27 protein-coding genes are annotated in these 24,667 nt (G+C 59.3%); 21 read left to right on the top strand and 6 right to left on the bottom strand.

Annotation, left to right across the window (positions count from 1 at the left end; genetic code table 11):
• The first annotated feature begins 384 nt into the window (after window positions 1–384).
• Window positions 385–1,767, top strand: coding sequence for a carbohydrate porin (locus tag ACB496_RS12350; protein ID WP_371972690.1), 1,383 nt, complete (start codon window positions 385–387; stop codon window positions 1,765–1,767).
• 11 nt (window positions 1,768–1,778) lie between these two features.
• On the opposite strand, the gene ACB496_RS12345 is transcribed toward ACB496_RS12350, so the two are convergent.
• Entirely contained in the window at window positions 1,779–2,735 is a 957-nt protein-coding gene (locus ACB496_RS12345; RefSeq protein ID WP_100779853.1) for an AraC family transcriptional regulator, read from the bottom strand.
• A 116-nt stretch (window positions 2,736–2,851) separates the two neighbouring features.
• On the opposite strand from ACB496_RS12345, the gene ACB496_RS12340 reads away from it, so the two are divergent.
• Window positions 2,852–4,039, top strand: coding sequence for an MFS transporter (locus tag ACB496_RS12340; protein WP_100779854.1), 1,188 nt, complete (start codon window positions 2,852–2,854; stop codon window positions 4,037–4,039).
• 45 nt (window positions 4,040–4,084) lie between these two features.
• Here ACB496_RS12340 and gap read toward each other — a convergent pair whose 3' ends face one another.
• The 3 genes from gap to hpaX all read right to left on the bottom strand — a co-directional run bounded on the left by gap (window position 4,085) and on the right by hpaX (window position 7,574).
• Window positions 4,085–5,095: a type I glyceraldehyde-3-phosphate dehydrogenase gene (gene gap, locus ACB496_RS12335; RefSeq protein WP_100779855.1), complete on the bottom strand. Its 1,011-nt coding sequence runs from the start codon at window positions 5,093–5,095 to the stop codon at window positions 4,085–4,087.
• A 78-nt stretch (window positions 5,096–5,173) separates the two neighbouring features.
• Window positions 5,174–6,154 carry a GlxA family transcriptional regulator gene (locus tag ACB496_RS12330; RefSeq protein WP_371972687.1) on the bottom strand — a complete coding sequence of 327 codons (981 nt, stop codon included), beginning with the start codon at window positions 6,152–6,154 and terminating at the stop codon, window positions 5,174–5,176.
• A 31-nt stretch (window positions 6,155–6,185) separates the two neighbouring features.
• Window positions 6,186–7,574 carry a 4-hydroxyphenylacetate permease gene (hpaX, locus tag ACB496_RS12325; protein ID WP_123427640.1) on the bottom strand — a complete coding sequence of 463 codons (1,389 nt, stop codon included), beginning with the start codon at window positions 7,572–7,574 and terminating at the stop codon, window positions 6,186–6,188.
• A gap of 245 nt (window positions 7,575–7,819) precedes the next feature.
• Here hpaX and ACB496_RS12320 point away from each other — a divergent pair, with 245 nt between their 5' ends.
• The 19 genes from ACB496_RS12320 (at window position 7,820) to ACB496_RS12230 (ending at window position 23,590) form a co-directional block, all read left to right on the top strand.
• Window positions 7,820–8,293, top strand: coding sequence for a MarR family winged helix-turn-helix transcriptional regulator (locus ACB496_RS12320; protein WP_100779858.1), 474 nt, complete (start codon window positions 7,820–7,822; stop codon window positions 8,291–8,293).
• A gap of 333 nt (window positions 8,294–8,626) precedes the next feature.
• A complete protein-coding gene (locus ACB496_RS12315) occupies window positions 8,627–9,751 on the top strand; it encodes an amidase (protein WP_371972685.1) in 1,125 nt (374 codons plus the stop codon).
• A 96-nt stretch (window positions 9,752–9,847) separates the two neighbouring features.
• Complete coding sequence (locus ACB496_RS12310; RefSeq protein WP_371972683.1) at window positions 9,848–10,975, top strand: acyl-CoA dehydrogenase family protein; 1,128 nt, start codon at window positions 9,848–9,850, stop codon at window positions 10,973–10,975.
• 22 nt (window positions 10,976–10,997) lie between these two features.
• On the top strand, window positions 10,998–11,357 hold the full coding sequence (locus tag ACB496_RS12305; protein WP_102103938.1) for an IacB protein: 360 nt from the start codon (window positions 10,998–11,000) through the stop codon (window positions 11,355–11,357).
• A gap of 4 nt (window positions 11,358–11,361) precedes the next feature.
• The gene (locus tag ACB496_RS12300) at window positions 11,362–11,892 is read left to right on the top strand and encodes a nuclear transport factor 2 family protein (protein WP_371972682.1); all 531 of its coding nucleotides are present in this window, start codon (window positions 11,362–11,364) and stop codon (window positions 11,890–11,892) included.
• A 2-nt stretch (window positions 11,893–11,894) separates the two neighbouring features.
• A complete protein-coding gene (locus tag ACB496_RS12295; RefSeq protein ID WP_371972681.1) occupies window positions 11,895–13,208 on the top strand; it encodes a Rieske 2Fe-2S domain-containing protein in 1,314 nt (437 codons plus the stop codon).
• Complete coding sequence (locus tag ACB496_RS12290; protein WP_100780863.1) at window positions 13,208–13,687, top strand: aromatic-ring-hydroxylating dioxygenase subunit beta; 480 nt, start codon at window positions 13,208–13,210, stop codon at window positions 13,685–13,687. The genes ACB496_RS12295 and ACB496_RS12290 overlap by 1 nt, the downstream gene beginning before the upstream one ends.
• A gap of 10 nt (window positions 13,688–13,697) precedes the next feature.
• Window positions 13,698–14,432, top strand: a complete 735-nt coding sequence (locus ACB496_RS12285) for an SDR family NAD(P)-dependent oxidoreductase (RefSeq protein WP_371972680.1) — start codon at window positions 13,698–13,700, stop codon at window positions 14,430–14,432.
• A 9-nt stretch (window positions 14,433–14,441) separates the two neighbouring features.
• Complete coding sequence (locus tag ACB496_RS12280) at window positions 14,442–15,374, top strand: 2Fe-2S iron-sulfur cluster-binding protein (RefSeq protein ID WP_371972679.1); 933 nt, start codon at window positions 14,442–14,444, stop codon at window positions 15,372–15,374.
• Between the two features lie 10 nt (window positions 15,375–15,384).
• The gene (locus ACB496_RS12275) at window positions 15,385–15,879 is read left to right on the top strand and encodes a flavin reductase (protein WP_100779866.1); all 495 of its coding nucleotides are present in this window, start codon (window positions 15,385–15,387) and stop codon (window positions 15,877–15,879) included.
• A gap of 92 nt (window positions 15,880–15,971) precedes the next feature.
• Window positions 15,972–17,228, top strand: coding sequence for an MFS transporter (locus ACB496_RS12270; protein WP_164971771.1), 1,257 nt, complete (start codon window positions 15,972–15,974; stop codon window positions 17,226–17,228).
• The gene (locus ACB496_RS12265; RefSeq protein WP_371972678.1) at window positions 17,225–17,911 is read left to right on the top strand and encodes a 3-oxoacid CoA-transferase subunit A; all 687 of its coding nucleotides are present in this window, start codon (window positions 17,225–17,227) and stop codon (window positions 17,909–17,911) included. Before ACB496_RS12270 ends, ACB496_RS12265 begins: the two co-directional genes overlap by 4 nt.
• The gene (locus ACB496_RS12260; RefSeq protein ID WP_102103932.1) at window positions 17,908–18,570 is read left to right on the top strand and encodes a 3-oxoacid CoA-transferase subunit B; all 663 of its coding nucleotides are present in this window, start codon (window positions 17,908–17,910) and stop codon (window positions 18,568–18,570) included. Before ACB496_RS12265 ends, ACB496_RS12260 begins: the two co-directional genes overlap by 4 nt.
• Before the next feature lie 10 nt (window positions 18,571–18,580).
• The gene (gene pcaD, locus ACB496_RS12255) at window positions 18,581–19,360 is read left to right on the top strand and encodes a 3-oxoadipate enol-lactonase (RefSeq protein WP_371972677.1); all 780 of its coding nucleotides are present in this window, start codon (window positions 18,581–18,583) and stop codon (window positions 19,358–19,360) included.
• Window positions 19,344–20,459 carry a muconate/chloromuconate family cycloisomerase gene (locus ACB496_RS12250; protein ID WP_371972676.1) on the top strand — a complete coding sequence of 372 codons (1,116 nt, stop codon included), beginning with the start codon at window positions 19,344–19,346 and terminating at the stop codon, window positions 20,457–20,459. Before pcaD ends, ACB496_RS12250 begins: the two co-directional genes overlap by 17 nt.
• An 11-nt stretch (window positions 20,460–20,470) precedes the next feature.
• Window positions 20,471–20,761, top strand: a complete 291-nt coding sequence (gene catC / locus ACB496_RS12245; RefSeq protein WP_123427662.1) for a muconolactone Delta-isomerase — start codon at window positions 20,471–20,473, stop codon at window positions 20,759–20,761.
• Between the two features lie 38 nt (window positions 20,762–20,799).
• The gene (gene catA, locus ACB496_RS12240) at window positions 20,800–21,726 is read left to right on the top strand and encodes a catechol 1,2-dioxygenase (RefSeq protein ID WP_123427664.1); all 927 of its coding nucleotides are present in this window, start codon (window positions 20,800–20,802) and stop codon (window positions 21,724–21,726) included.
• Between the two features lie 120 nt (window positions 21,727–21,846).
• Window positions 21,847–22,809, top strand: coding sequence for a fatty acid desaturase (locus ACB496_RS12235; protein ID WP_371975232.1), 963 nt, complete (start codon window positions 21,847–21,849; stop codon window positions 22,807–22,809).
• Window positions 22,802–23,590, top strand: coding sequence for a phosphate/phosphite/phosphonate ABC transporter substrate-binding protein (locus ACB496_RS12230; RefSeq protein WP_371975231.1), 789 nt, complete (start codon window positions 22,802–22,804; stop codon window positions 23,588–23,590). The genes ACB496_RS12235 and ACB496_RS12230 overlap by 8 nt, the downstream gene beginning before the upstream one ends.
• 7 nt (window positions 23,591–23,597) lie before the next feature.
• Here the strand turns inward: ACB496_RS12230 and ACB496_RS12225 are convergent, their stop codons facing one another.
• Both ACB496_RS12225 and ACB496_RS12220 read right to left on the bottom strand, forming a co-directional pair.
• Window positions 23,598–23,918: an AzlD domain-containing protein gene (locus tag ACB496_RS12225; RefSeq protein ID WP_100779875.1), complete on the bottom strand. Its 321-nt coding sequence runs from the start codon at window positions 23,916–23,918 to the stop codon at window positions 23,598–23,600.
• The gene (locus ACB496_RS12220; RefSeq protein ID WP_371972675.1) at window positions 23,918–24,658 is read right to left on the bottom strand and encodes an AzlC family ABC transporter permease; all 741 of its coding nucleotides are present in this window, start codon (window positions 24,656–24,658) and stop codon (window positions 23,918–23,920) included. Before ACB496_RS12220 ends, ACB496_RS12225 begins: the two co-directional genes overlap by 1 nt.
• Window positions 24,659–24,667: the final 9 nt, after the last annotated feature.

Raw genomic sequence — 24,667 nt, 5'->3', positions numbered from 1 at the left:
CGTCGCCGCTGCCGTCAATCACCTGAAAACCTTAGACGAATATGGCCGTTTTCGCGTGTCGAATATCCCATTTTTCGCAAAACCAGACTCTTTACCCACACAGAAATAATCAGTAATAAAGCGTTAATATATATCTACTGTTTATTGTTTTTAAATTCTTAATAGGTAGTGTGATTGAATAAGCCTGAATGAATTAAGGCTCTCACTAATTACAAATGTGATCGCGTGCATTATTTATTGCCGTTTTAATGAAGAAACACTTCTTAGCGATCACATAAATTAAAAAACATAATTAACGGATGAAAAAACGTAATGGAACCGTCGGTCACAATTAGGCGAAATATCGCTGTTTATTGGCCGCAGTAATTCATCAGGAAGGAATCCATGAGAATAAAGTTGATTGTGTTAGCCGTCAGCGTAATTTGCTCGGCGGGAGGATATGCTGCGCACCACGCGCCCACTCTGGAAGAGAAACTTGCACAGCTGGAAGCACGTCTGGAAAAGGCTGAAAGCCGGGCGGAGAAGGCCGAAGCGCAAATTGAGCAATTACAGCAACAGCAGACGGTCGTCGCTAAAACAGAGCCGACCGTGACGGTGGAATCAGCCGAGCCGGTCACCGCGTCGTCATTACCGAAACTGACGCTTTCTGGCTACGGTGATATTAAATTTTACGGCGACGTCGAATTTAACATGGATGCGGCCAGCAGGAGCGGTGCATTAACGTCGATAAAAACCAGTGCGAATAAAGACTGGGCATCGGGAAATAATGAACGCTGGGATATTAACGGGCGACTGCTGTTAGGCTTTGACGGTTATCGTCGAATGGATGACGGTAATTTTGCCGGATTCTCAGTGCAGCCGCTGGCAGATCTCACCGGCAAAATGAATCTCGATGATGCCGTATTCTTCTTCGGCAATGAGAATAACTGGAAGATCAAAGTCGGGCGTTTTGAAGCCTACGATATGTTCCCGCTCAATCAGGATACCTTTATCGAATATTCCGGGAATACAGCCAACGATCTCTACAGCGACGGCTACGGCTATATCTACATGATGAAAGAGGGCCGGGGACGTAGCGACAGCGGTGGCAACTTCCTGATGAGCAAAACCCTGGATAACTGGTATTTCGAGGTCAACACGCTGCTGGAAGACGGCAGCACGCTGTTCGTCGACAAGCAGTATCACGGCATCAATCTCGATAACGACAAAAACGTGGCCTATATCCGCCCGGTCATCGCCTGGCAGAGCGGACGCTTCTCAACGGCGGTGGCGATGGAGAGTAATCTCGTCAACAACGCCTACGGCTATCGCGATGCGTCAGGGCAGTGGGTCGATCAGTCCGATCGCACCGGTTACGGTTTCACGATGACCTGGAATGGGCAGCAAACCGATCCGCAAGACGGCGTTGTGGTGAACCTCAATACCGCTTACATGGATGCCACGGATGAAACCGATTTTACCGCGGGGACTAACGCCCTGTGGCACAACATCGAGCTGGGCTACATTTACGCCCACAACGAGGTGGATAAATTCAACTCCGCGAATGTGTACGATAACTGCGATAACGACTGCTGGATAACCGATCCGGGCGATTACGATATTCATACCCTTCACGCGTCGTATCTCATCCCGAACGTGATGAATATGAAGAACTTTAATATCTATCTCGGGGCGTACGCCTCCTGGGTGGAGGCGCATCCGAATAAGGGCGCTGATAACAACGACGATCGCTACGGCGGCCGCGTTCGCTTTAAGTACTACTTCTGACGCCTCGCCAGTCAGACCTCTTCGGGGGTCTGGCTGGTTTCCCGCAGGGTTCCCGGCGCATGGCCGACGATGCGTTTAAACGCCCGGCTAAAGGCCGCGAGCGATCCATATCCCAGCCGCAACGCAACCGTTTCAATCGCCTGATGTTCATGGCGAATGTACTGAATGGCGAGGCGCATTCTGAGTTCACTCAAATATTTAGCAGGCGTGGTGCCGGTGGCGGATAAAAACCGCTCGGCAAAGACCGAACGCGAGGTGCCGGCCTCTTTTGCCAGCTCCGCCACGCTCCAGTTGACGCCCGGCTGCTGATGCATGGCATAAATCGCACGGCTCAGACGTGGGTCGCGGAGTACCTGCACCCAGCCCGTGGCTTTTCCGCAGCCTGCTTCCACCCAGCCGCGCACGATGAGGGCGGCCACCACATCGGCGAGACGCGCCAGAATCCCGGCGAAACCGACCTGCCGGGTCATGGATTCCCGCTCCATCGCCGCCAGCAGCGGGTGGATCTCCGGCCAGGTCGACATCAGACGGCTCACCATCATCACTTCCGGCATCGCTTTGATCAGAGGCTGCATCCCGCCCAGCTCAAAATCCATACATCCGCTGAATATCACCACGTTTTCGCTTTCCGGGCATGGCTCGCAGGTGATGGCGCACACGGAGTTGCAAATCGGCTCGCTGGGAAACGCCGACACCGGGGTGACGGTGGCATTTTCATCCGACAGCAGGGCGTGGGCATTGCCGTTAGGAATAAACAGCGCATCGCCGCTGCTCAGGGTAAACACCGCGCCGCTCTCCATGCGCAGCACCGCTGAACCGTGGCTGACGAAATGAAACTGCGCCTTGCCGGGGGCCTGGGTGAACGCCACGCCAAAAGGGGCGCTGGCCTCGATCCGGCGGTATTTCACGCCGGAGAGACGCATTCCACGTAAAAGCTCACTGATTAAATCGGGCGACTGAACGGTCATGGGCACAACTCCGGACGAATTATCAATAAGTGAAGATTATATGTCATAGATCGTCCAGGGGGAACGCTCTATGCTTTTGCGACGGTTGTCACATTTTTCTAACGGGAGAGCAACAGATGAATTCAACTATCGCGGCGAGCGAGGCCATAGCGCCCGCAAAACCCGCCTGGCGAGCGGTCTATTCGCTGGGACTGGGGGTGTTTGGCCTGATTACGGCGGAGTTTTTGCCGGCCAGTTTGTTAACGCCGATGGCTGCCAGTCTCGGCGTCAGCGAAGGGATGGCCGGGCAGGCGGTGACCGCAACGGCGCTGGTCGCGCTGGTGACCGGGCTGCTGATTACGCCCGCCACCAAAAGTATCGACCGCCGCTGGGTGCTGATGTTTTTCTCTGTGCTGCAAATTATCTCCAGTCTGCTGGTGGCCTTTGCGCCCAATTTGCAGGTACTGCTGATGGGACGCCTGCTGTTAGGCATCGCTATCGGCGGCTTCTGGGCAATGTCCACGGCCACGGCGATGCGGCTGGTTCCGGCCGATAAAGTGCCGAAAGCGCTGGCGGTGATCTTCTCCAGCGTGTCGATCGCAACTGTGGTCGCTGCGCCGCTCGGCAGCTACCTGGGCAGCCTGATCGGCTGGCGTAACGTCTTTATCCTCTGCATTCTGCCGAGCATGCTGGCGCTGCTCTGGCAGCTGTGGGTGCTCCCGTCAATGAAACCGGAGAGCAGCGGCAGTCTCGGGACGTTACTGCGCGTGCTGCGCCGCCCTGGCATGATTGGCGGGCTATTAGCCACGGTGCTGATTTTTAGCGGTCATTTTGCCTTCTTTACCTACCTGCGCCCGTTCCTTGAAACCGTCGGGCAGGCGAGCGTCGAGAGCATTTCGCTGATCCTGCTGGGTTTTGGCCTCGCCAATTTCGTCGGCACCTCGATTGCCGGGCATCTGCTGGCGCGCAATTTACGTCTGACGCTGGCGCTGGTGCCGTTTGCAATGGGCGTTCTGGCGCTGATCATGGTGGCATACGGCCATCTGGCGATGCTGGACGGACTGCTGGTGGCGCTGTGGGGCTTTGCCTTTGGCCTGGTGCCGGTGGGCTGGTCGACCTGGCTTGCGACCACGGTGCCGGACGAAGCCGAAAGTGCGGGTGGTTTGCTGGTGGCGTCGATTCAGTTTGCGATTGGTGCCGGTGCCGCAGGCGGCGGGGCGGTGTTTGACCTCAACGGTGCCAGCGGGGTATTCGCCGGAAGCGGCTTGCTGCTGGTGAGCGCGATGGTAATTGTCTTGATGGGCGTTCGTGTCAAAGCGGAATAAATCTTAAAAGCCGGGTGGCGGCGATGTCGCCACCCGACGCGGTTTTTACAAACCTTTGCGGTCCATCAGCAGCGCCAAATCGACCAGGCGGTTCGAGAAGCCCCACTCGTTGTCATACCAGGCGAGGATCTTCACCATATTGCCGCCGATGACCAGCGTAGAAAGCCCGTCGATGATCGATGAGCGCGGATCGCCCTGATAATCACTCGATACTAACGGCTCGTCGCTGTAGCCCAGAATGCCCTGCAATGGCCCGGCAGAGGCCGCTTCACGAAACGCGGCGTTGACCTCTTCCACCGTTACCTCCCGGCTCAGGGTGACCGTCAAATCGACAATCGACACCACCGGCACCGGAACGCGCAAGGAATACCCGGTCAGACGTCCGTCCAGCTCAGGAATCACTTTCCCCAGCGCCTTCGCCGCACCGCTGGAGTAGGGGACAATCGACAGGGCCGCCGCCCGCGCGCCGCGCAGATCTTTCTCCGGCTGGTCGTGCAGTGCCTGGCTGTTGGTGTAGGCGTGAGTGGTGTTCATCAGGCCATGTTCGATGCCGAAGTGCTGATGCAGCACCTGCGCGGCGGGTGCCAGACCGTTCGTGGTGCAGCTGCCGTTGCTCACCACAAAGTGCTGAGCCGGATCGTACAGCCGATCGTTCACGCCCATCACCACGGTCAAATCGTCGTTTTTACCCGGGGCGGAGATGATGACGCGTTTTGCGCCGCCGCTCTCAATATGCACCGCCGCTTTCTCGCGGTCAGTGAAGAAGCCGGTCGCTTCAATCACCACGTCCACTTCAACGTTACGCCACGGAATAGCGGCCGGGTCGCGCTCGCTAAAGACCCTAATTTGTTTGCCATCCACCTGCAGATGATTATCGGCAGCCTCAACGGATACCGGCAGCGTCCCTAACAGGGAATCGTATTTCAGCAGATGGGCGAGGGTTTTGCTGTCCGTCAGATCGTTAATCGCCACGATCTGAATCTCCGGGTTATCGAGGGCGGCGCGTAAGAAATTGCGACCGATTCTGCCGAAACCATTAATACCGACCTTAACCATGATGCACTCCTTAACTGTGGTGTCTGGAGTCACTGTAGGCTTCAGGTGAAATGGCGTAAATGACAAAAAAGGATCAGATTACGCCATTTTTCGGCAGTGGAATCGTTGACGATACTCGCTGGGGGTAAGGTGGAGCTGTTTCTCAAACACCCGGCGCAGGTTGATGCTGCTGCCAAAACCGCTCTGCTCAGCGATGCGGTCCAGCGGCTCGCTTGTCTGCTCCAGCAGCTGACGGGCGGCGGCAAGACGGGCTTCCATCACGTAGCGTGCCGGAGAGGCGCCCGTTTCACGGGTAAAGACGCGGGTGAAATTGCGCGGGCTCATGGCCGCCTGCTCCGCCAGTTTTTCGACGCACAGATCGGCCGTGAGATTGTTAAGTATCCAGGTTTGCAATTCGCTGACCGGCCCGGCACTGGCGGATGAATTCAGGTTATAGCGGCTGAACTGCAGCTGCCCGCCGGGACGGCGCAAATACATCACCAGATCTTGGGCCACGTCTCGCGCCAGGGTAAAACCGTAGTCCTCTTCAACCAGCGCCAGCGTGAGATCAAACCCGGAACTCACCCCGCCGGATGTCCAGATGGGACCATCCTGAACATAGAGCGGGCCGCCTACGACGTTGATGGCAGGCCAGCTTTTTTGCATCGTCTCCAGCAGCCGCCAGTGGGTAGTCGCGCGACGTCCATCCAGCAGGCCGCTTTGTGCCAGCAGCATCGCGCCGCCGCAAATCGAGGCGATGCGCCGGGCATGGGGCGCGGCCAGATGCAGCCAGTCCACCACGGCGGTGCTCTCCAGCTCGTTCATCCCACGTCCGGTGATGATGATGGTGTCGAGCGGCTCACGCGGATCCAGCTCCGGCAGACGATAATCCGCCAGCAGGTTTAGCCCGGACTGACCGTGGATCACCTGGTGCGGCTGGGTGGTGGCGATAATAATGCGATAGCGAGGCTGGGCGAGGCCTTCCGGATGGAGCTGGTTGGCCTGCATCAGAATGTCTGCGATACCGGCGGCTTCGAACAACATGCCGCCGTCAGGGACGATAATCAGGATTTTCTTCATGTCCTGAAAAGTATCTTTATTACACAATAAGTCAAGTCGAGAGTGGGGCGGCAGCGTTTTGCGGCTGGGTTTTGCTCATCGGGATCAGCGCAATGATCAGCGCGCCCAGCACCAGGAAACCGGCCACCATGAAGATCCCGGCGTTGAAGTTTCCGGTGACGTCTTTCATCCAGCCCATCAGCAGCGGCCCGAGTGCCGCACCGGTCATCCCGGTGGCGTTAATCACCGCAATCCCGACTGCGCGAGCGCGCAGGGAGATATAGCGATCCGGCGTGGTCCAGAAGATCACCATCGCCGCGAACGCGCCTGCCGACGCCATCACAATCCCGGTGAACTGCAGCACCGCCTGCGTGCTGGAGGCGGTTAACATCCAGCCCGCCGCGGCAAACAGATAGGGCAGCAGGGTGTGGATTTTACGCTCGTTCAGGCGATCGGAACGCTTACTCCACCAGACCATTGCCACAATGGTACACACCTGCGGAATGGCACTCAGTAACCCGATGGTGACATTGCTGCTGGTTTCGTTGAAGCTGCGCAGAATCAGCGGCGTCCAGACGCTCAGGGCGCTGAGGGTATTAGTAAGACAGAAATAGGCCACCGTGTAGAGAATAATGATGGGGGTAAACAGTTCGCGCGCCACGCTGCGCTGCGGCAACAGCGACGTGCTCGCGTCCAGCTGCGTTTTGCGGGCAGCGATTTTATCCGCTTCCAGCATCTCCGCCAGGCAGGCTTTGTCATCTTCCGTCAGCCATTTGGCCTTCGACGGGCTGTCATCCAGCCAGAACCAGACCACCAGACCCAACAGCACGGACGGGAAACCCTCCAGCAGGAACAGCCACTGCCAGCCTTTCAGATTCAGCAGCCCGTCCATGTTCAGGATATACCCGGAGGCCAGCGAACCGAGCGCCATGGTGACCGGCATCGCAATCATAAACAGCGCGTTAGCGCGCGCACGATAATGGGCCGGGAACCAGTAGGTTAAATAGAGCAACAGGCCCGGCAAAAAGCCCGCTTCCGCAATCCCGACCAGCATACGCAGCACGTACAGGCTGTTCGGTCCGGTGGCGAACATGGTGGCGGTGGACGCGATCCCCCACACGACCATCAGCACCGCGATCCAGCGTCGCGCGCCGACGATACTCAGCATGATATTGCTGGGAATACCGCAAATGACATACATCACGTAGAAGAGGGTGGTCGCGAGGCCAAACATGGTGCTGGTCAGACCCAGATCTTTGCCCATTGTCAGGCCGGCAAAGCCAATGTTGATGCGGTCGAGGTAGGAAAAAACAAACAAAATAAATAAAAACACAATCAGCCGACGGAACAGCTTTTTGATCACGGCCTGCTGGCGAGGGTCCAGAGCGTCGGGCGCAGACGACGGCGGGCGCGTCTGCTCCACAGAAGAACGTTCGTTCATGAATAGCTCCACATTGCGATTATTAGAATTAGCGTACAGGTCGGCTAAACGTATAGAAAACAGCCACCGCAACCGTCAATGCAATGTGTAAAAAATGATACGTAATTGTTAATCAGTTGGCATTTTTGAATCATAATGCGATCGGGATCTCTTATACGTTTCAGCACCCGTTCAGATAGGCTTAGTCGCCGCAGATTCGCAGGGTATAATCGTTCACTCTGACGCTTTTTTTGGTAAGGAAACGCATGACAACAATAAAAAATACCCCGGACGGCGCACCTGACGATCCCGCCTTTCATCGCGAAGAGTTTCCGTTCTACTGGATCGTGAATGTGTATGCGCGCTACACGCAAATCATGGAAATTACACTGAAAAAAGCCCAGTTGGATGTTTCTCGCTTCCGGGTGCTGATGGTGACTCACCAGTACGGCAAGGCCAGTATTTCGCAGATTTCCGAGTACGCGATGGCGAAAATGCCCACGGTCACCAAAATCGTCGGACGGCTGCGCGATGACGGCCTGGTCACCACCGCAAGCAGCGAACAGGACGCGCGCGTCACGGAAGTGATGCTCACGGAGGCCGGTCGCAAAAAAGTGGAAGAGGCCTACGCATACACCAGCAAAGTGTTCGAAAAAGGCTTCAAGGGCATGACGGCCAGTCAGGTCGAAAAAATGAATCTCTCCCTGGCAAAGGTACTGGATAACCTCAACGAACTGTGAGGTCAAAATATCCGATGACAAATTTGTGAACTCCGTAGTCTTTCTTTCTAATTCTCTGTAATTTCACAATTAATTTTCTTATGCCGCGCTGAATACTCAGGGCGGCATCCCTTTGCGTTTCCCGCCATTTTGTCTTATTTTTCATCACCCTGAATCAGTAACCTTATTGAAGCAAAGGTTAATTAAATGTTGCATCCACGTGAAATTAACGTGAAAGATTACTTGAATTTTCATCTAATTCTTCCATGATTGACCTAACGTTAGTCAGGACAAAAAGGCAGCACTGACTGCCCGCCTGAATGTGATTCATTTTTTCTGGTTAAGGTATCAATCATGAAGCCAGTTTATGAGAGCAATGGTTACGTTGAGCAATTTACCCTCGGTGAGGGCGATCTGAGATTTGCGGTCAAAGACACCCTGGATATAGCCGGGCACCCGACCCGTGCAGGCTGCCCGGCGCTGGAAAACGCACCGCTGGCACGCCAGCACGCCAGCGTGGTTGCGACGCTACTGGAAAAGCACTGCCAGCTGACGGGCAAAACCACGCTGCATGAGCTGGCGTTTGGTGTCACCGGGATCAACCTCTGGAGCGGCACGCCGGTGAACCCGCGCTATCCGGCGCTGATTCCGGGCGGTTCATCCAGCGGATCTGCCGCCGTTGTCGCCTCCGGTGAGGTCGATTTCTCCCTCGGCACCGACACCGGCGGCTCCGTCAGAATGCCTGCCGCCTGCTGCGGCGTGCTGGGCTTCAAACCGGGCTACGGCGTGCTCAGCCGTCACGGCGTTATGCCAGCCCAAAGCTCGCTCGACTGCGTCGGCGTCTTTGCCCGCAATGCCACAGTGCTGCGCCAGGTGATGACCCGGCTTTCCGTCGACGTGGGGGAACCGCTCAGCGAACTGCCGCCGATGGCCTTCATCTCTGCCGCGTTACCGGAAATCGATAACCGCATTCTCAAGGTACTTGCCGCGTGCGGCGTGCGCCCTGAGCAGGCCGGGTTGCCCGCCCTGAACGATGCGCATCGCGCAGGTTTAACCCTCATCAGCCATGAAAACTGGGAGGCCTTCAGCCCACTGCTGGCGAGCAACGCCGTCTCCGCGGATGTGGCCGCCCGTATTCGCGCCGGGGCAGATATCAGCGCCGAAGCGTTGGCATCAGCTGAACAGGTGCGCAGTGAATTCACCGCGCAGGTCGACGCACTGCTGGCAAAAACACCGCTACTGGCGCTGGCGACACTGCCTGAACTGCCTCCTACCCTTGAGGAGGCCGCCGATCCCCTGAGCGTGGTCAATCTCACACGCCTGGTCCGCCCGTTCAACCTCAGCGGCCATCCGGCCATTACCCTTGCGGTAGATGAACTGCATGGCCGCCCGGTTTCGCTCCAGCTGGTGGCTGCCAAAGGCCACGACGGGCTGCTGGTGCAGGCCGCCGAGTGGCTCATCGGACGACGACAACCCTAAACATTCCGTTTTTCTTTGCCTGATGACTCAGTGAGTTCGACTCATTGCGGACGCGCTCGCCTCGCGCACACCGCACAACCCTTTTCGGAGCACGCTATGTCTGCCATCCATGTTCGTGAGGAGCTTGTTCCGCTATTGAGTGATGTTGCGACTCGCAGCGGCGATTTTGAGCATCAACGTCATATCTCTGACGACATCATTACCCGCTTCAAGCAGGTGGGCGTCTACCGCGCCCTGGTGCCAAAACAGTACGGCGGAGACGAATGCTCCCCGGCGCAGTTTTGCGAGCTGATTGAGCAAATCTCCACCGCCGACGGCTCGGCAGGCTGGGTAGCCAGTTTCGGCATGAGCCCGTTTTATCTCGGCGCACTGCCGCCGGAAAACCTAAAGGAACTCTATCGCGACGGGCCGGATGTGGTCTTTGCGGGCGGGATTTTCCCGACGCAAAAAGCACGGCAGGCCGACGGCGGCTACCGCGTTAGCGGACGCTGGAGTTTTGCCAGCGGCAGCATGGGGGCCTCGGTGCTCGGCGTCGGGATCTTGCCCGAGGGCGATCAGGCCCTGCCGCGCATGGCGGTTCTGCCACGGGCGAGCGTGCAGATCGATCCCGTCTGGGACACCGTCGGCCTTGCCGGAACCGGCAGCCACGATCTGGTGGTTAACGATGCCTTTGTCCCGGAGGAGTGGACCTTCATTCGCGGCGGCGCACTGAATTTCGACGGGCCGCTGTACCGTTACCCGGTGCTGTCACTGGCGACCCAGGTGCTCTCCGTGGTGGCACTCGGCGTGGCCCGCGCGGCGCTCAACGAAATCTACGCGATCGCCCATCGTCAACAGTCTGTCACCGGCGCACCGCGTCTGGCCGATCGCCAGCAGGCGCAGATGCAAATTGCCCGCTGCGAAGCCGAACTGCGCTCCGCCCGCGCCTGGTTCTATGAGGCCATCGACGACGTCTGGCAGTGTCTGCTGGCCGGAAACGAGGCGAGCTGCGCGCAGATCAACGCCCTGCGACTCTCTTCCACTCACGTCACCCGCGTGGCTGCCGACGTGGCGCGTCAGGCGCTGGCGCTGAACGGCATGTGCGGCGTCACCATGGCCAGCCCGCTGCAACGTTTTGTGCGCGACACCATGGTGATCACCCAGCACGCCTTTATGGGCGATCTCTCGTACCTGAACGCCGGTACGGTCTTTTTCGGCGGAAAACCGCTGCCCGGTTATTTGTGATTTTTAACGAAAGGAGCAACAGATGAGCCAGTCAACAACCTTACGCGTGCTGTTTTGCATCGGCGTAAACCAGAACTTTTTCGACGCCAGCCCGGCGGAAGCCAAACAGGTGTGGGGCGCCTTCGGCGTGATGATGAAAGGGATCGAAGAGACCCAGGGCATCCGCGTCATCGGCAATATGGATGACGACCAGCTGATGGTCGGCCCGTCCACTACCGCCCCCTGGACCACCTACGTGCTGGCAGACGCGGAGAAACTGGAAAACGTGGCGGCGGTCTGCAACCTGTTTCGTACCACGCCGGTGGGTGAGGGCGGCAGCAAGCTGTGGAAGTACTGCAAAATCGAAGCCCGCGTGGGCCGTGAACTGATTATTCAGGGCTAAGACCATGAACGCACAGGATGCGCTGCGCTTACAGCAGCTCGAAGACAGCCAGGCGGCCCGCGTGTGTATCAGCGATTACATGCGACTGTGCGACCAGCTTGACAGCCCTGAAACCGTGCAGGCGATTGGCGCGCTCTTTACCGCCGACGCCTGCTGGGAAGGACTGGGCGAACCCTACGCCTCGCGGCTCGGTAAACATCAGGGCCGCGAAGCGATTATCACCCTGATGGCGAGCTACGTGCGACAACCCGCACACTTCGCCATGAACGCGCACTTTCTCTGCTCGGAGGCGCTAAGCCACACGCCGGACGGCGAACTGCGGGGGCGCTGGCTGATGCTGCAAACCTCGGCGTTTACCGCCGGTGGCGCGCACCTGAACGCGGCGGAAATCTGCGTCACTTTTGCGCGCGACGCGAACGGCATCGCGATGCGCCACTTCACCACCCGCAACCTGTTCAGCCGACCGGTGGACCACTGGCATGCGGCGGATGCGTTACCTGTCCCTGAGAAAAATAACGACGTGCAGGAGAAATAGACATGCAATGTGATCACCTGATAACCATCAAAAATATCGACACTTCGCCGCAGGCGATACCGGACGCGGCAGAGATAGCGGCGCTGGTGCAGTCCGACCGCGTACACACGTCGCTCTACACCTCGGCCGATCTGTTCCAGCTCGAACTGGATCGCATCTTCAGCAAGACCTGGGTATGGGTGGCGCACGCCAGTGAAATCCCGGAAACCGGGAGCTTTAAAACCACTGAGCTAGGCACCCAGCCGGTGATCGTGGTGCGCGACCGCAAAGGTAACGTTCACACGCTGCTTAACCGCTGCCGCCACCGCGCGGCGACCGTGTGCGAACACCGCAGCGGCAAAACCAACAGTTTCGTCTGCCCGTACCACGGCTGGGGCTACGCGCTGGACGGCAGCCTGCGCGGCGTGCCGCATCCGGAAAGCTACGCCGACCAGCTGGAAAAAGGCGAGCTGGGGCTGATTTCCCTGCGCACGGAACAGTACGCGGGGATGATTTTCGCCACCTTTAACGATCAGGTCGAACCGCTGGAAGAGTTCCTCGGCGCGGCGAAAAAATGGATGGACCTGTTTATGAAGCAGGGGGCGGGCTACCCGATTAAAACCGGGCCAGCCCACCGTTTCCGCTTCCCCGGCAACTGGAAAATCCAGCTGGAAAACACCACCGACGGCTACCACTTCCCGGTGGTTCACCGCTCGTTCCTCAGCTCCGTGGATAAGCAGACGGAAGAGATGCTGAATTTCGTTGACGGCAGCGGCTACGTCGAAGACCTGGGCAACGGCCACAGCGTAATGGTGATGATCCCGGAACTGGTGGATCTCGACGCCAACCTCGACGCGCCGATCCCGGAGCGCTTTGAGGCGCTGGCAGAGGCCCTGCGTGCCGACCACGACGAACAGCAGGTGCGCCGTATCGTGCGCGCCGTCGGCGGCTCCGGTTTTAACCTGAATATCTTCCCCAACATCGCCTGTTCGATGGCGTTTTTCCGCGTACTCCAGCCGATTTCCGTGAATGAAACGGAAATCCACCACGCGGTGATCACCATGGACGGCGGGCCGGAAATTGCCAACCAGGCGCGTCTGCGTCTGCACGAACACTTCCAGGGGCCGATGGGCTTCGGCACGCCGGACGACTCGGAGGCCTGGGAGCGCGTACAGCGCGGGGCAACGGCGGGGGATGATCTTTGGATCATGCTCAATCGCGGGCTGGCGGGAGAGTACCGCACCGACGACGGACTGCGCAGCGACGTCAGCGCCGAAACCGGGATGCGCGCCGCCTACCAGCAGTGGAAAAAACTGATGACGGAGAGCGAAAAATGATGACCCCAGAATCTGAACTCTTTGCCGCCGTGACGCTGATTAACCTTGAGGGCGACTTGCTCGATCAGGGCGAATTCAGCGCCTGGCTGGATCTGTGGCAGCACGACGGTCTCTACGTCGTCCCGATCGATCCGAACGAGACGGATTTCAAAAACACCCTGAACTACGCCTGTGACGATCACCACATGCGCGAAAAACGCGTTCACCGTCTCTACAGCGGGGAGTCGATTTCGACCACGCCGCGCGCACGTACTCTGCGCACGTTGTCGCGTTTTCGTCTGCTGGAATCACAGGACGGCCTGATCGTGGTGCGCGGAGCGCAATCCCTGTGGGAACACCGCAAAGGTCACAGCCGCCATTACGCGGCGGATATCACCTGGCAGCTGCAGCGCGAAGGCGACCGCCTGCGCATCCAGCAAAAGGTGATCCGTCTGGTCAACAGCGACGATGTGCTGCACAGCATCGGCTACATCCTCTGAGGCATCGCTCATGACGCAAACCGTATTAGTGACCGGCGCGGCAGCCGGTCTGGGAAATGTTATCGCGGCGCACCTGCTGGCGCAGGGGTTCCAGGTGGTGCTGACGGACGTCGACGCCGCGCGTGCGCAACAGGCGGCGGACGCTCTGGACCACGACAAGGTGCTCGCGCTGGGGCTGGATATCCGCCAGCCGGGCGACTTCACCCGTGCCCTCGATGCCACGCTCGCCCGTTTTGGCAGCTTACAGGTGCTGGTGAACAACGCCGCGCTGACCCTCGCCACGCCGGTGATGGAGATCGGCGTCGACGAGTTCGACCGGGTGCTCAGCACTAACCTGCGCGGCACCTTTGTCGGCTGCCAGACGATGGGACGCTACTTCGCCGCCCAGGGCTACGGCCGCATTATCAACCTGGCCTCCCTCGCCGGACAAAACGGCGGTACCGCATCCGGCGCCCATTACGCGGCGTCAAAGGGCGGCATTTTGACCCTCACGAAAGTCTTCGCCCGCGAGCTGAGCCGCTCGGGCGTGACGGTCAATGCTATTGCGCCCGGTCCGATGGATCTGCCGACGGTGCACGCCCTGGTACCGGAAGAAAAAATGGCCGGGCTGCTGCAGATGATCCCGGTCGGGAAACTCGGCGAGGCGGAGTTTGTTGCCGAAGCCGTGGCGTTGCTCGCTTCACCGGAGGCGTCGTTTGTCACCGGGGCCACCTGGGACATCAACGGCGGCCTGTTTATGCGCTAAGGAGTTCTCATGCTGACATTACAGGTCATCCAACGTGAACTGCAGGGCGAGGTAGTTCTGCTGACCCTGGCGCGCAGGGATGGAAGCCCGCTTCCGGCGTTTCGCGCAGGTGCCCATATCGACCTGCACCTGAGCGCCGATTTGATTCGCCCGTACTCCCTGTGCAGCGACCCGCAAAACAGCCAGCACTACCAGCTCGGCGTGCTGAAGGAGATCCACTCGCAGGGCGGATCGAGGGCGGTGCATGCCCTGTGCGAAGGCGATGAAATTCAGGTCAGCGAGCCGCGCAACCTGTTTGTGCTGGACGACAGCGCGGCATACAGCCTGCTGATCGGCGGCGGAATTGGTATCACGCCCATGCTGGCGATGGCCGCAGAGCTGCACGCCGCCGGACGCGCGTTTTCGCTGCACTACTGCGCCCGTTCGCGTTCACAGGCGGCGTTTATTCCGCAGCTGGAAAACGCACCGTTCGCCGGGCGAGTGCATCTGCACTTTAGCGATGAGCAGCGCCTGGATCTGGCGGCGGTGTTGTGCGACGTCCCTGACAACACTCACGTTTACACCTGCGGTCCGACGCGGCTGATGGATGCGGTGACCGATCAGGCTAACGCGCAGGGGTACTGCGCTGATCAAATTCATCAGGAGTGTTTCAGCGCCGAGGTCCAGACCGGCGGCAGCGCGTTTGAGGTGGTGGCGGCAAGCAGCGGGATCACCGTCAAAGTGCTGGAAAACCAGACCATCGTCGAGGCGCTGGCCGGGGCCGGGCTGAAGGTCAATGTGTCGTGCAAGCAGGGGATTTGCGGCAGCTGCCTGACGGACGTGCTGGAAGGCGAGCCGGATCATCGCGACCACTACCTGACCGACGAAGAGAAAGCCGAGGGCGATCAGATCCTGCTGTGCTGTTCCAGGGCGAAATGCCCCCGTTTAGTTATCGATTTGTAAGGAATCACTTATGACACTGCAAACAGAATTTCGTAACGCGATGGCGCAGCTCGGCAGCGCAGTCTCGGTGATCACCACCGACGGCCCGGCGGGGAAATTTGGTTTTACCGCGTCGGCGGTCTGTAGCGTGACGGATCAGCCGCCGACGCTTCTGGTGTGTATGAACCGCAACTCTTACGCCCATCAGCATTTCAAACAGAACGGCACCCTGTGCGTCAACGTGCTTTCCGGCGATCACCAGGGGCTGTCCGGCGTTTTCGCCAACGCCAGTCTGCGATCGGAGGAGCGCTTTCTGCACGACAGCTGGCAGGTGATGAGCAGCGGCGCGCCGGTGCTCAGCTCGTCCGTCGCCAGCTTCGACTGCACCATCGACACCTGTCACGAAGTGGGCAGCCACAGCGTTTTCTACTGCCAGGTGCAGGCGATTCGCATCAGCGAGCAGCCGCGCGGGCTGGTCTACTTCAACCGCCGCTATCACACCGTCGGTGGCGATGTGCAGGCGTAAGCCCACCATAACAAGAGGGGACGCGCGTCATGAGTAATGTCGTCACTGAAAGTACCGCTACCACCGCCACCGGCAGCCAGGACGCGCAGCAGATGCGCAAACTGGTTGTGGCCTCGGTGCTGGGGAATGCGCTCGAGTGGTATGACTTTTTTCTGTATGGCACGGCGGCGGCGCTGGTGTTTGGCCCGCTGTTCTTCCCGGTCGGCGGCGATCCGCTTCAGGGCACGCTACTGGCTTTTTCTGGTTTCGCAGTGGGTTTTCTGGCGCGGCCGCTGGGCGGGATAGTCTTCGGGCATATCGGCGATCGCTACAGCCGCAAAATGACGCTGATCATGACCCTGACGCTAATGGGCGCCACCACCTTTGTGATCGGTCTGCTGCCGGTCTACGCGCAGATTGGTCTTTGGGCACCGCTGTCGCTCATCACCCTGCGCTTCCTGCAGGGCGTGGCGTCGGGCGGGGAGTGGGGCGGCGGCGTGCTGATGCTGAGCGAAAACGCGCCCGCTTCGCGTCGTGGGTACTACACCGCCTGGAGCCAGATGGGCGTTTCCGGTGGGTTCGTTCTCTCGGCGTTCGCCTTTTACCTGGTGCAGCAACTGCCTGAATCGGACTTTATGCGCTGGGGATGGCGCGTGCCGTTCCTGTTGAGCATCGTCATCTTTTTAGTCGGCGTTTATATCCGCAAAAACATCCGCGAGAGCAAGGCGTTTACCCAGGCGAAGCCGGAAGCGCAGCACGAAAAAATTCCGCTGCTGGTGCTGATTCGCGACCACCCGAAAGCGCTGCTGCAGGCGATTGCTCTGCGCCTGCCGGAGAACGGCGCGTCCTACATCTTCTTTACCTTCTCGGTGGTCTACGCCCGCCATATCGGCATCAGCACCGGGGAGATCATCAGCGCCGTAACACTGGCGATGCTGGTGGAGTTCTTCTCGATTCTGTTCTGGGGCGCGCTGTCAGACCGCATCGGTCTCAAGCCGGTCTACTACATCGGCGTAATTGGCCTGCTGGTGATGGCGTTCCCGTTCTTCTGGCTACTCTCCACCGGCACGTACGGCTGGATCATGCTGGCGATGCTGCTCGGACTGCCGTTCTGCCACGGGGCGATGATCGGCACTCAGCCCTGCATCATGAGCGATCTCTTCCCGGTGCGGGTGCGCTACTCCGGCCTGGCGCTGGGGCACGAAGTGGGATCGATATTTTCCGGCGGTCTGGGACCGATGCTGGCGGTGGCGTTGCTGATGGAGTTCAACGCCTCGTGGCCCGTCTCCCTGCTGCTGGTGGTTTACGCGCTACTGGCGTGGATTGCCCTGCGCAGCCTGCCCGGTAACAACAAAGAGGCTCAGGAATGATTGATAAACGGATTGCCACGGTGGATGACGCAGTGGCGGATATTTTTGATGGCGCGACGGTCATGGTCGGGGGTTTTGGCCCGGCGGGGCAGCCGTCGGAACTGTTGGATGCGTTAATCCGCCGTCGCCCGCGCGGACTGACCCTCATCAGCAACAACGCCGGTAACGGTGACTACGGCCTGGCGGCGCTGCTGAAAGCCGGATGCGTGAAGAAGGTGATCTGCTCCTTCCCGCGCCAGGTGGATTCATGGGTGTTTGACGATTTGTATCGTCGCGGCGAGGTTGAGCTGGATCTGGTGCCACAGGGCAATCTCGCGGCGCGCATTCAGGCGGGCGGCTCAGGGTTAGGCGGTATTTTTACGCCCACTGGCTTTGGCACCGAGCTTGCCGAAGGCAAAGAGACGCGTCGCATCGACGGCAGAGATTACGTGTTTGAACTGCCGCTCAAAGCCGATTTTGCGCTGATCAAAGCCCTGAAAGCCGACCGCTGGGGCAACCTGGTGTACGACAAAACTGGCCGCAATTTCGGCCCCATTATGGCCGCCGCCGCCCGCTGCACCATCGCGCAGGTGAGCGAGTTTGTGGCCCTCGGCGAACTGGACCCGGAAGCGGTGGTGACGCCGGGCATTTTTGTGCAGCGCCTGATTAACGCGTCCGCCACGTCACTCAAGGAGACAGCGTGAACACATTGACTCACCAACAGCTTGCCGAGCGCATCGCCCGGGATATTCCCGAGGGGGCTTATGTGAATCTCGGCATCGGCATGCCGACGCAGATTGCTAACTATCTTCCGGCGGATCGCGAGATTTTCCTGCACAGCGAAAACGGCATTCTCGGCATGGGGCCGGCGCCTGCGCCGGGAGAGGAGGACCCGGAGCTGATCAACGCCGGAAAACAGCCGGTGACGCTGCTGGCGGGCGGCTGCTATTTCCACCACGGCGACTCCTTCACCATGATGCGCGGTGGGCACCTGGATATTTGCGTGCTCGGGGCTTATCAGGTGTCGGCGCGCGGGGACCTCGCCAACTGGAGCACCGGCGCGCCGTCCTCCATTCCTGCCGTCGGCGGGGCGATGGATCTGGCGATTGGCGCGAAGCAGGTGTTCGTCATGACCGAACATCTGACCAAAAAAGGCGAGTGCAAAATCGTCGAACAGTGCAGCTATCCCCTGACCGGGATGGCCTGCATCGATCGCATTTACACCGATATGGCGGTGATGGATATCACTCCCGAAGGTGTGGTGGTGCGCGAACTGTTTGGCGATGTGACCGCTGAGTATTTGCAGTCTGTCACGCCGGTAGCGCTGTCCTTTGCGCTGCTGACCGACGACGCCACGGCGTAAAGGAGAACACATGGATATCGAATTCCGCCTTGATGGCCCTGAGGGCGCGCCGCTGCTGGTGCTGTCGAACTCTCTCGGCACCACCTGGGCGATGTGGCAGGCACAACTCCCGGCGCTGACGCAGTATTATCGCGTGCTGCGCTACAACACGCGCGGACACGGGTGCTCAGCCGTCGGGCAGCAGCCCGTCACCCTTGAGCGACTCGGACAGGATGTGATTGCGCTGCTGGATCACCTCGACGTGGAGCGGGCCTGTTTTTGTGGGATTTCCCTCGGCGGCCTGACCGGGATGTGGCTCAACCGCCACGCGCCAGAGCGTTTTCATCGGATTGTGGTCGCCAATACCGCCGCGCGGATTGGGCAGGAGGAGGGCTGGCGGCAGCGCGCGGCACGGGTGCGCGAGCAGGGGATGGCCCCCGTCGCCGAGAGCGCAGCCGACCGCTGGTTTACACCTGCGTTTCGCCACAGCAATCCGGAGGTGGTTTATCCGCTGATCGAACAGCTCGCCGCGACCCCGGCCGAGGGCTACGCCGCCTGCTGCGACGCGCTGGCCGTCGCCGATCTGCACGATGACCTTACGCACATGTCCCGTCCGATGCTGGTGATTGCCGGGGAGCACGATCCGGTCACTACGCCCCGTGACGCCGAGGCCATCGTGGTGAATGCGCCACATGCGCACGCCCTCATTTTACCGGCGTCGCACCTCTCGAACGTGGCCTGCGTGGCGGCGTTTAACCAGCATGTGACCACTTTTCTCACCGCAGGAGCCGCACATGAGCTTAACCATTGAATCCATCACCTGCTGGCTAGTGGATATTCCGACTATTCGCCCGCACAAACTGTCGATGGCGACCATGGGCTGCCAGACCCTGACCATTGTGCGCATGACCTGCGCCGAGGGCGTGGTTGGCTGGGGGGAGGCCACCACTATCGGCGGGCTGAGCTACGGTGCGGAAAGCCCGGAAGGGATCCGCTCGGCGATTGAGACCTATCTCGCGCCGCTGCTGAGTGGCCAGACATTCAGCGGCGTGGCGGCCCTTGCGGAGAAGATGAACGCCAGCGTCAAAGGCAACACCTTTGCCAAATCGGCGCTGGAAACCGCGTTTCTCGATGCGCAGGGAAAACAGCTGAATGTGCCCGTCAGCAGCCTGCTCGGCGGCGCACTCACCTCCCGTCTGCTGGTGCTCTGGACGCTGGCGAGCGGCGATACCGCCAGGGATATCGAGGAAGGCAAAAGCCTGCTGGCGCAAGGGCGGCACAACACCTTCAAACTGAAAATCGGTGCGGGCGAGCTGAACAACGATATTCGCCACGCGCTGGCGATTAAGTCGGCGCTGGGCGAAGAGGTCAGCATTCGGGTGGATGTGAATCAGGCGTGGGATCTGACGAGCGCGATCAAGGGGATGGTGCGGTTACAGGTGGGCGGCATCGACCTGGTCGAGCAGCCAATTCCGTTGTGGGATACCCGCGGCCTGATCGCCTTGAGCCAGCGCTTTACCCTGCCGATTCTGGCGGACGAGGCGGTGGCCACCGCTCATGACGGATATGCCCTGGCGAGCGGCGGGTTTACCGGCGCGTATGCGCTCAAAATCGCCAAAGCGGGCGGCCCGGCACAGGCCCTGAGGCTGGCGCACGTGGCGCAGGCCGCAGGCGTTGCGCTGTACGGCGGCACGATGCTGGAAGGTACGCTAGGCACGGTGGCGTCGCTGCACGCCTGGTCGACGGTGAAAATGCAGTGGGGCACCGAAATGTTCGGCCCGCTGCTGCTGAAAGATGACATCGTCGTATCCCCCCTCGATTTCAGCGACGGCCAGGTGACTTTACCGCAAGGGCCGGGACTGGGCGTTGAGATTGACGAAGACAAACTGCGTTATTACGCCAGAAAATAAAGGAGCCTCTCATGCTATTTAAAGTGGAAATGACGGTGAATATTCCCTCCTCGCTGCCTGTCGCACAGGTGGAGGAAATAAAGGCGCAAGAAAAAGCCTATTCGCAGCAATTACAGCGCGAAGGCAAATGGCTGCATATCTGGCGGGTGGTCGGGCAATACGCCAACGTCAGTCTGTTTGAGGTGAAAGATAATCAGGAGCTGCACGACATATTAACCGGCCTGCCGCTTTTTCCTTATATGGAGATAACCGTGCAGGCGTTGTGCGCTCATCCGTCGTCTATTTATTTTGAAAAGTCGTAACAGCGAATAAAAACCTTACCCTACAAGAGGAATACGCAATGTCAGTGAATCCGGCAAAACAAACAGAACTGGAAACGTTACTCGCGATCAGCAGCGGATTAAATGCCACGCAGGGCAACCCGCGTTTTAAAGCGATTATGCATCAGCTGCTCGGCGATCTGTGTCTGACCATTAAAAAGTTTGATATTACCGACGAAGAGTTCTGGCTGGCGGTGAACTATTTAAATGAGCTGGGCGAGCGAAAAGAGGCGGCGCTGCTGGCGGCAGGGTTAGGGCTGGAGCACTACCTCGATATGCGCGCAGACGAAAAAGAGGCGGCGGCGGGGAATGACGTCGGCACCCCGCGCACCATCGAAGGGCCGCTGTATGTGGCGAACGCGCCGCTCAGCGAGGGCTATGCCCGCATGGATGACGGCAGTGAGGACGCGGAAACCCTGTGGCTGCACGGCACCATCACCGATCTGGAGGGGAAACCGGTGGCCGATGCCATCGTCGATATCTGGCACGCCAACACCCTCGGCGGCTACTCATTCTTTGATGCTTCCCAGAGCGAATACAACCTGCGCCGCCGCGTGCAGACCGGGCCGGATGGCCGCTATGCGGTGCGCAGTATCGTCCCTTGCGGCTACGGTTGCCCGCCGGATGGCCCCACGCAAAAACTGCTGAACGGACTGGGGCGTCACGGTAATCGTCCGGCTCACATCCATTTCTTTGTCTCTGCGCCCGGCTTTAAACATCTGACGACCCAGATTAACCTCAATGGCGATCAATATTTGTGGGACGATTTTGCCTTTGCCACCCGCGAGGAACTGATTGCCGACCCGGTTAAAATTACCGACAGCAAACTGTCGCAAGCGCGTGATATTAACGGCCCCCATACGGAAGTGAGCTTTAATTTCGCGCTGGTGGCAAGTGACGACAGCCAGCAAGAAGAACGCGGTAAACGCGCCCGCGTGAAAGAATAATACACGGCGCACTGTTATCTATTTCTGGCAAAGCATAGCCATTTAAATTCTTTGTTATTTCCGACGTTATCTCACATCTTCGTGGGATAACGTCCTATTACGGAAATGGCATCGAAACAGATGGCTAAACGGTCGCCTTTATATTTACATCCTCAACAACGCGAGACGATTCGCCACCTCTCCCGGAGCTGGCTCTGGCGCAGCGAATTCCCCACCTGGAGCTTGGTGGTTGTGGTTTACGGCGGCTGGTTTGCCACGCTGTTTTACTGGCAAACGCTGGGGCGCCTTCCTGCTACGCTGCTGCTGATCTGGTTTACCGCCTGGTATATGTCCCTGCAGCATGAGCTGATCCACGGTCACCCGACGCGCTGCGCGTGGTTTAATCAACTGCTTGGCACGCTGCCGCTGGCCGTGTGGTACCCGTACGGGCTGTACCGCGATTCGCATCTGGCGCACCATAATCATGATCATCTGACCGTGCCGGTGGACGATCCTGAATCCTACTATTTCACCGACGAAAGCTGGGCGAAATTCTCCCCGTGGCGCCGCAAACTTATTCACGCGCGCAATACGTTTCCCGGTCGCCTGCTGTTAGCCCCGCTTCTGGATATTGCCCAGACGCTCGCCAGCGCCTGTCGCGCCTTTCGCCATCTGGAACTCAGGAATATGGCGATGTGGCTTGCCCATGGCGCGCTGCTGGTGCCCCTGTTTATCGTGATGGAACAGCTCGGCTTCTCTGCGCTCTGGTTTGTGATCGGCGTGAGTTATCCCGCTCTGGCGCTGACCAAAGTGCGTTCGTTCCTGGAACATCAGGCGGCGGACGACCCGCTGGCAAGGTCTGTTATCAATGAAGCTGCGCTGGTGTGGCGGGTGCTGTTTCTCAATCTGAACTATCATGCAGTGCATCACGATCTTCCCGGCGTGCCCTGGTACGGCCTGCGGGCGATCTATCTGCGTGATAAAGCGCAGTATCAGCAGCGCAACCTGCATTTTGTGGTGCGCGGCTACGGGGAATGGCTGCGCCGGTTCTGGGCGAAAGCTGTCGATGTTACCGTCCATCCTGGCGTGAAAAATGATGACTAACACTCTCGCGTTTCCGATGTATGCCGTGAACCCCAGAGACAATGCGCGGCTGTGGCAGGCGGTGCAGGGACTTTTGCAGGCGCGCGGTCTGTCTGTCAGCGACGGGGCCGGAGAGGCGTTGCTCGCACACTGGCGAAGCCCCGAGATGCTGCTCAGCCAGACCTGCGGATTTCCGCTGATGACCAAGCTCCCGGCGGTGCAGACGGTGGGCTGTTTTCACTACACCGCGCCCGGCTGCGACGGAATTTTCTACCGCAGTGTTCTTGTTGCACGCGACACGAACAGAGGCAAAACGCTGGCTGATTTTCGCGGCCTGCGCGCGGTGTGCAATTCGGTTGACTCTCAGTCGGGCTATAACGCCCTGCGCAACCTGATCGCGCCGTTAGCGGTCGACGGACGGTTTTTCTCTGCAACGCTTCTGAGCGGCAGCCACCGGCAATCGCTGATTACCCTGGCAGAAGGGCGGGCGGATATCGCCGCCATCGACTGCGTGACCTGGGCGCTGTTGCAGCGTCATGAACCCGAATTACTGGACGGGCTGAGCGTGGTGGGTGAAACGCCAGCTGCGCCGGGGCTGCCGCTGATTACGGCGGGCAGCACGTCAGCAGAAACGCTTTCCCTTCTGCGCGATGCGCTGAAAACCCTGGTGACGGCGCCCGAGTATCGCGAGGTGTGCGAGGCGGTACTGATCGGCGGATTCAGTGAGGTATCGCGCCAGCCCTATTCACTGTTGCTGGACTGGCGCGACGCGGCGGAGAAATCAGGGGTTACGCAGCTCTGAGAGGGAATCAGGCTAACAGATAACTCAGCCCGGAAAACGCCACCATCCCGGCGATGACCGTGGCGAACAGGCTGCGGGTGAAAATCCCCGCGACCGCGGCAACGGCTGCCGCCAGCAAAGAAATGCTGATCCCCGATGAGGTCAGCGCCGGTTTGCCTAGCAGCTCGGCGGTGATGATCGCGGCCATGATCGCCGAGGGGATAAAGCTCAGCCACTGTTGCAGGATCGGCGCCAGACGAAAGCGTGAGAGCAGCAGAATCGGCACGGTGCGCATCAGGGCTGTCACGACGGCGCAGGCGACGATCGCCAGTAAAATATTGCGCTCCATTAGTGACCACCTTTATAGAAGAGGCGCAGCCCGAGGGTTGCCAGCGTCGCAGAAACTGATGCGGCGACGATGACCACCACGCTCATGTCCGTGTGGCTGGCGGTCAGCAGCGTGATCACCACTGCCGCGGCGATGCTGAAGGATTCCAGCGCTTTACGGCGGCTGGCAAACCAGATCATCAGCACCAGCCCGATAAACATCGATACCAGGCTGAAACTCAGCCCTTCCATCAGGGACGGCGGCAGGGCGGAGGCGAGCCAGGCGCCCACCACGCAGGCGAGGATCCAGTTCAGCCACGCGGCCACGTTCAGCCCCAGCATCCACGCAAACGGCACTTTGCTCTGATGGCTGCCCTGTTGAACCGCAACGCCAAAGGTTTCGTCCGTCAGCAGCAGGCCGCTGACCACTTTTTGCAGGGTGGTGTAGTCGCGAAAGAACACGCTCATGGCAGAACTCATCAGCAGATAGCGCAGATTCACCAGGAACACACTCAGCACCACCGAGGCGATTTCCGCGCCGGTGGCCCACAGGGAATAAAAGAGGAACTGGGCGGAACCCGCGTACAGCGCGCTCGCCAGCAGGGCGGTTTGCAGGGTGGTAAAGCCGGAGAGTGTACCGATGGCTCCCGCAGCAAAACCGATGCTCCAGTAGCCCGGAATGGTGGGCAGACAGGCGGTAATACCCGCGCGAAACTCGGCGTTGGCCTCATTCCCTGGCAACGTTTTGGTTTTTATCAACATCAATAGGTC

Source organism: Lelliottia nimipressuralis (genome assembly GCF_041464075.1).
GTDB classification, from domain to species: domain Bacteria; phylum Pseudomonadota; class Gammaproteobacteria; order Enterobacterales; family Enterobacteriaceae; genus Enterobacter; species Enterobacter nimipressuralis.
This window is presented reverse-complemented; position numbering and strand designations above follow the sequence as displayed.

Bases quoted from the DNA above. Each gene is read 5' to 3' on its own strand.
- ACB496_RS12220 (WP_371972675.1), bottom strand. From the start codon at position 24,658: ATGTTGATAAAAACCAAAACGTTGCCAGGGAATGAGGCCAACGCCGAG.
- ACB496_RS12315 (WP_371972685.1), top strand. From the start codon at position 8,627: ATGAAGCCAGTTTATGAGAGCAATGGTTACGTTGAGCAATTTACCCTC.
- ACB496_RS12345 (WP_100779853.1), bottom strand. From the start codon at position 2,735: ATGACCGTTCAGTCGCCCGATTTAATCAGTGAGCTTTTACGTGGAATG.
- hpaX (WP_123427640.1), bottom strand. From the start codon at position 7,574: ATGAACGAACGTTCTTCTGTGGAGCAGACGCGCCCGCCGTCGTCTGCG.
- ACB496_RS12265 (WP_371972678.1), top strand. From the start codon at position 17,225: ATGATTGATAAACGGATTGCCACGGTGGATGACGCAGTGGCGGATATT.
- catA (WP_123427664.1), top strand. From the start codon at position 20,800: ATGTCAGTGAATCCGGCAAAACAAACAGAACTGGAAACGTTACTCGCG.
- ACB496_RS12235 (WP_371975232.1), top strand. From the start codon at position 21,847: ATGGCTAAACGGTCGCCTTTATATTTACATCCTCAACAACGCGAGACG.
- ACB496_RS12250 (WP_371972676.1), top strand. From the start codon at position 19,344: ATGAGCTTAACCATTGAATCCATCACCTGCTGGCTAGTGGATATTCCG.
- ACB496_RS12350 (WP_371972690.1), top strand. From the start codon at position 385: ATGAGAATAAAGTTGATTGTGTTAGCCGTCAGCGTAATTTGCTCGGCG.
- ACB496_RS12310 (WP_371972683.1), top strand. From the start codon at position 9,848: ATGTCTGCCATCCATGTTCGTGAGGAGCTTGTTCCGCTATTGAGTGAT.
- ACB496_RS12320 (WP_100779858.1), top strand. From the start codon at position 7,820: ATGACAACAATAAAAAATACCCCGGACGGCGCACCTGACGATCCCGCC.
- ACB496_RS12270 (WP_164971771.1), top strand. From the start codon at position 15,972: ATGCGCAAACTGGTTGTGGCCTCGGTGCTGGGGAATGCGCTCGAGTGG.
- ACB496_RS12230 (WP_371975231.1), top strand. From the start codon at position 22,802: ATGACTAACACTCTCGCGTTTCCGATGTATGCCGTGAACCCCAGAGAC.
- ACB496_RS12290 (WP_100780863.1), top strand. From the start codon at position 13,208: ATGACCCCAGAATCTGAACTCTTTGCCGCCGTGACGCTGATTAACCTT.
- ACB496_RS12285 (WP_371972680.1), top strand. From the start codon at position 13,698: ATGACGCAAACCGTATTAGTGACCGGCGCGGCAGCCGGTCTGGGAAAT.
- ACB496_RS12225 (WP_100779875.1), bottom strand. From the start codon at position 23,918: ATGGAGCGCAATATTTTACTGGCGATCGTCGCCTGCGCCGTCGTGACA.
- ACB496_RS12330 (WP_371972687.1), bottom strand. From the start codon at position 6,154: ATGAAGAAAATCCTGATTATCGTCCCTGACGGCGGCATGTTGTTCGAA.
- ACB496_RS12295 (WP_371972681.1), top strand. From the start codon at position 11,895: ATGCAATGTGATCACCTGATAACCATCAAAAATATCGACACTTCGCCG.
- pcaD (WP_371972677.1), top strand. From the start codon at position 18,581: ATGGATATCGAATTCCGCCTTGATGGCCCTGAGGGCGCGCCGCTGCTG.
- ACB496_RS12280 (WP_371972679.1), top strand. From the start codon at position 14,442: ATGCTGACATTACAGGTCATCCAACGTGAACTGCAGGGCGAGGTAGTT.
- gap (WP_100779855.1), bottom strand. From the start codon at position 5,095: ATGGTTAAGGTCGGTATTAATGGTTTCGGCAGAATCGGTCGCAATTTC.
- catC (WP_123427662.1), top strand. From the start codon at position 20,471: ATGCTATTTAAAGTGGAAATGACGGTGAATATTCCCTCCTCGCTGCCT.
- ACB496_RS12305 (WP_102103938.1), top strand. From the start codon at position 10,998: ATGAGCCAGTCAACAACCTTACGCGTGCTGTTTTGCATCGGCGTAAAC.
- ACB496_RS12300 (WP_371972682.1), top strand. From the start codon at position 11,362: ATGAACGCACAGGATGCGCTGCGCTTACAGCAGCTCGAAGACAGCCAG.
- ACB496_RS12340 (WP_100779854.1), top strand. From the start codon at position 2,852: ATGAATTCAACTATCGCGGCGAGCGAGGCCATAGCGCCCGCAAAACCC.
- ACB496_RS12275 (WP_100779866.1), top strand. From the start codon at position 15,385: ATGACACTGCAAACAGAATTTCGTAACGCGATGGCGCAGCTCGGCAGC.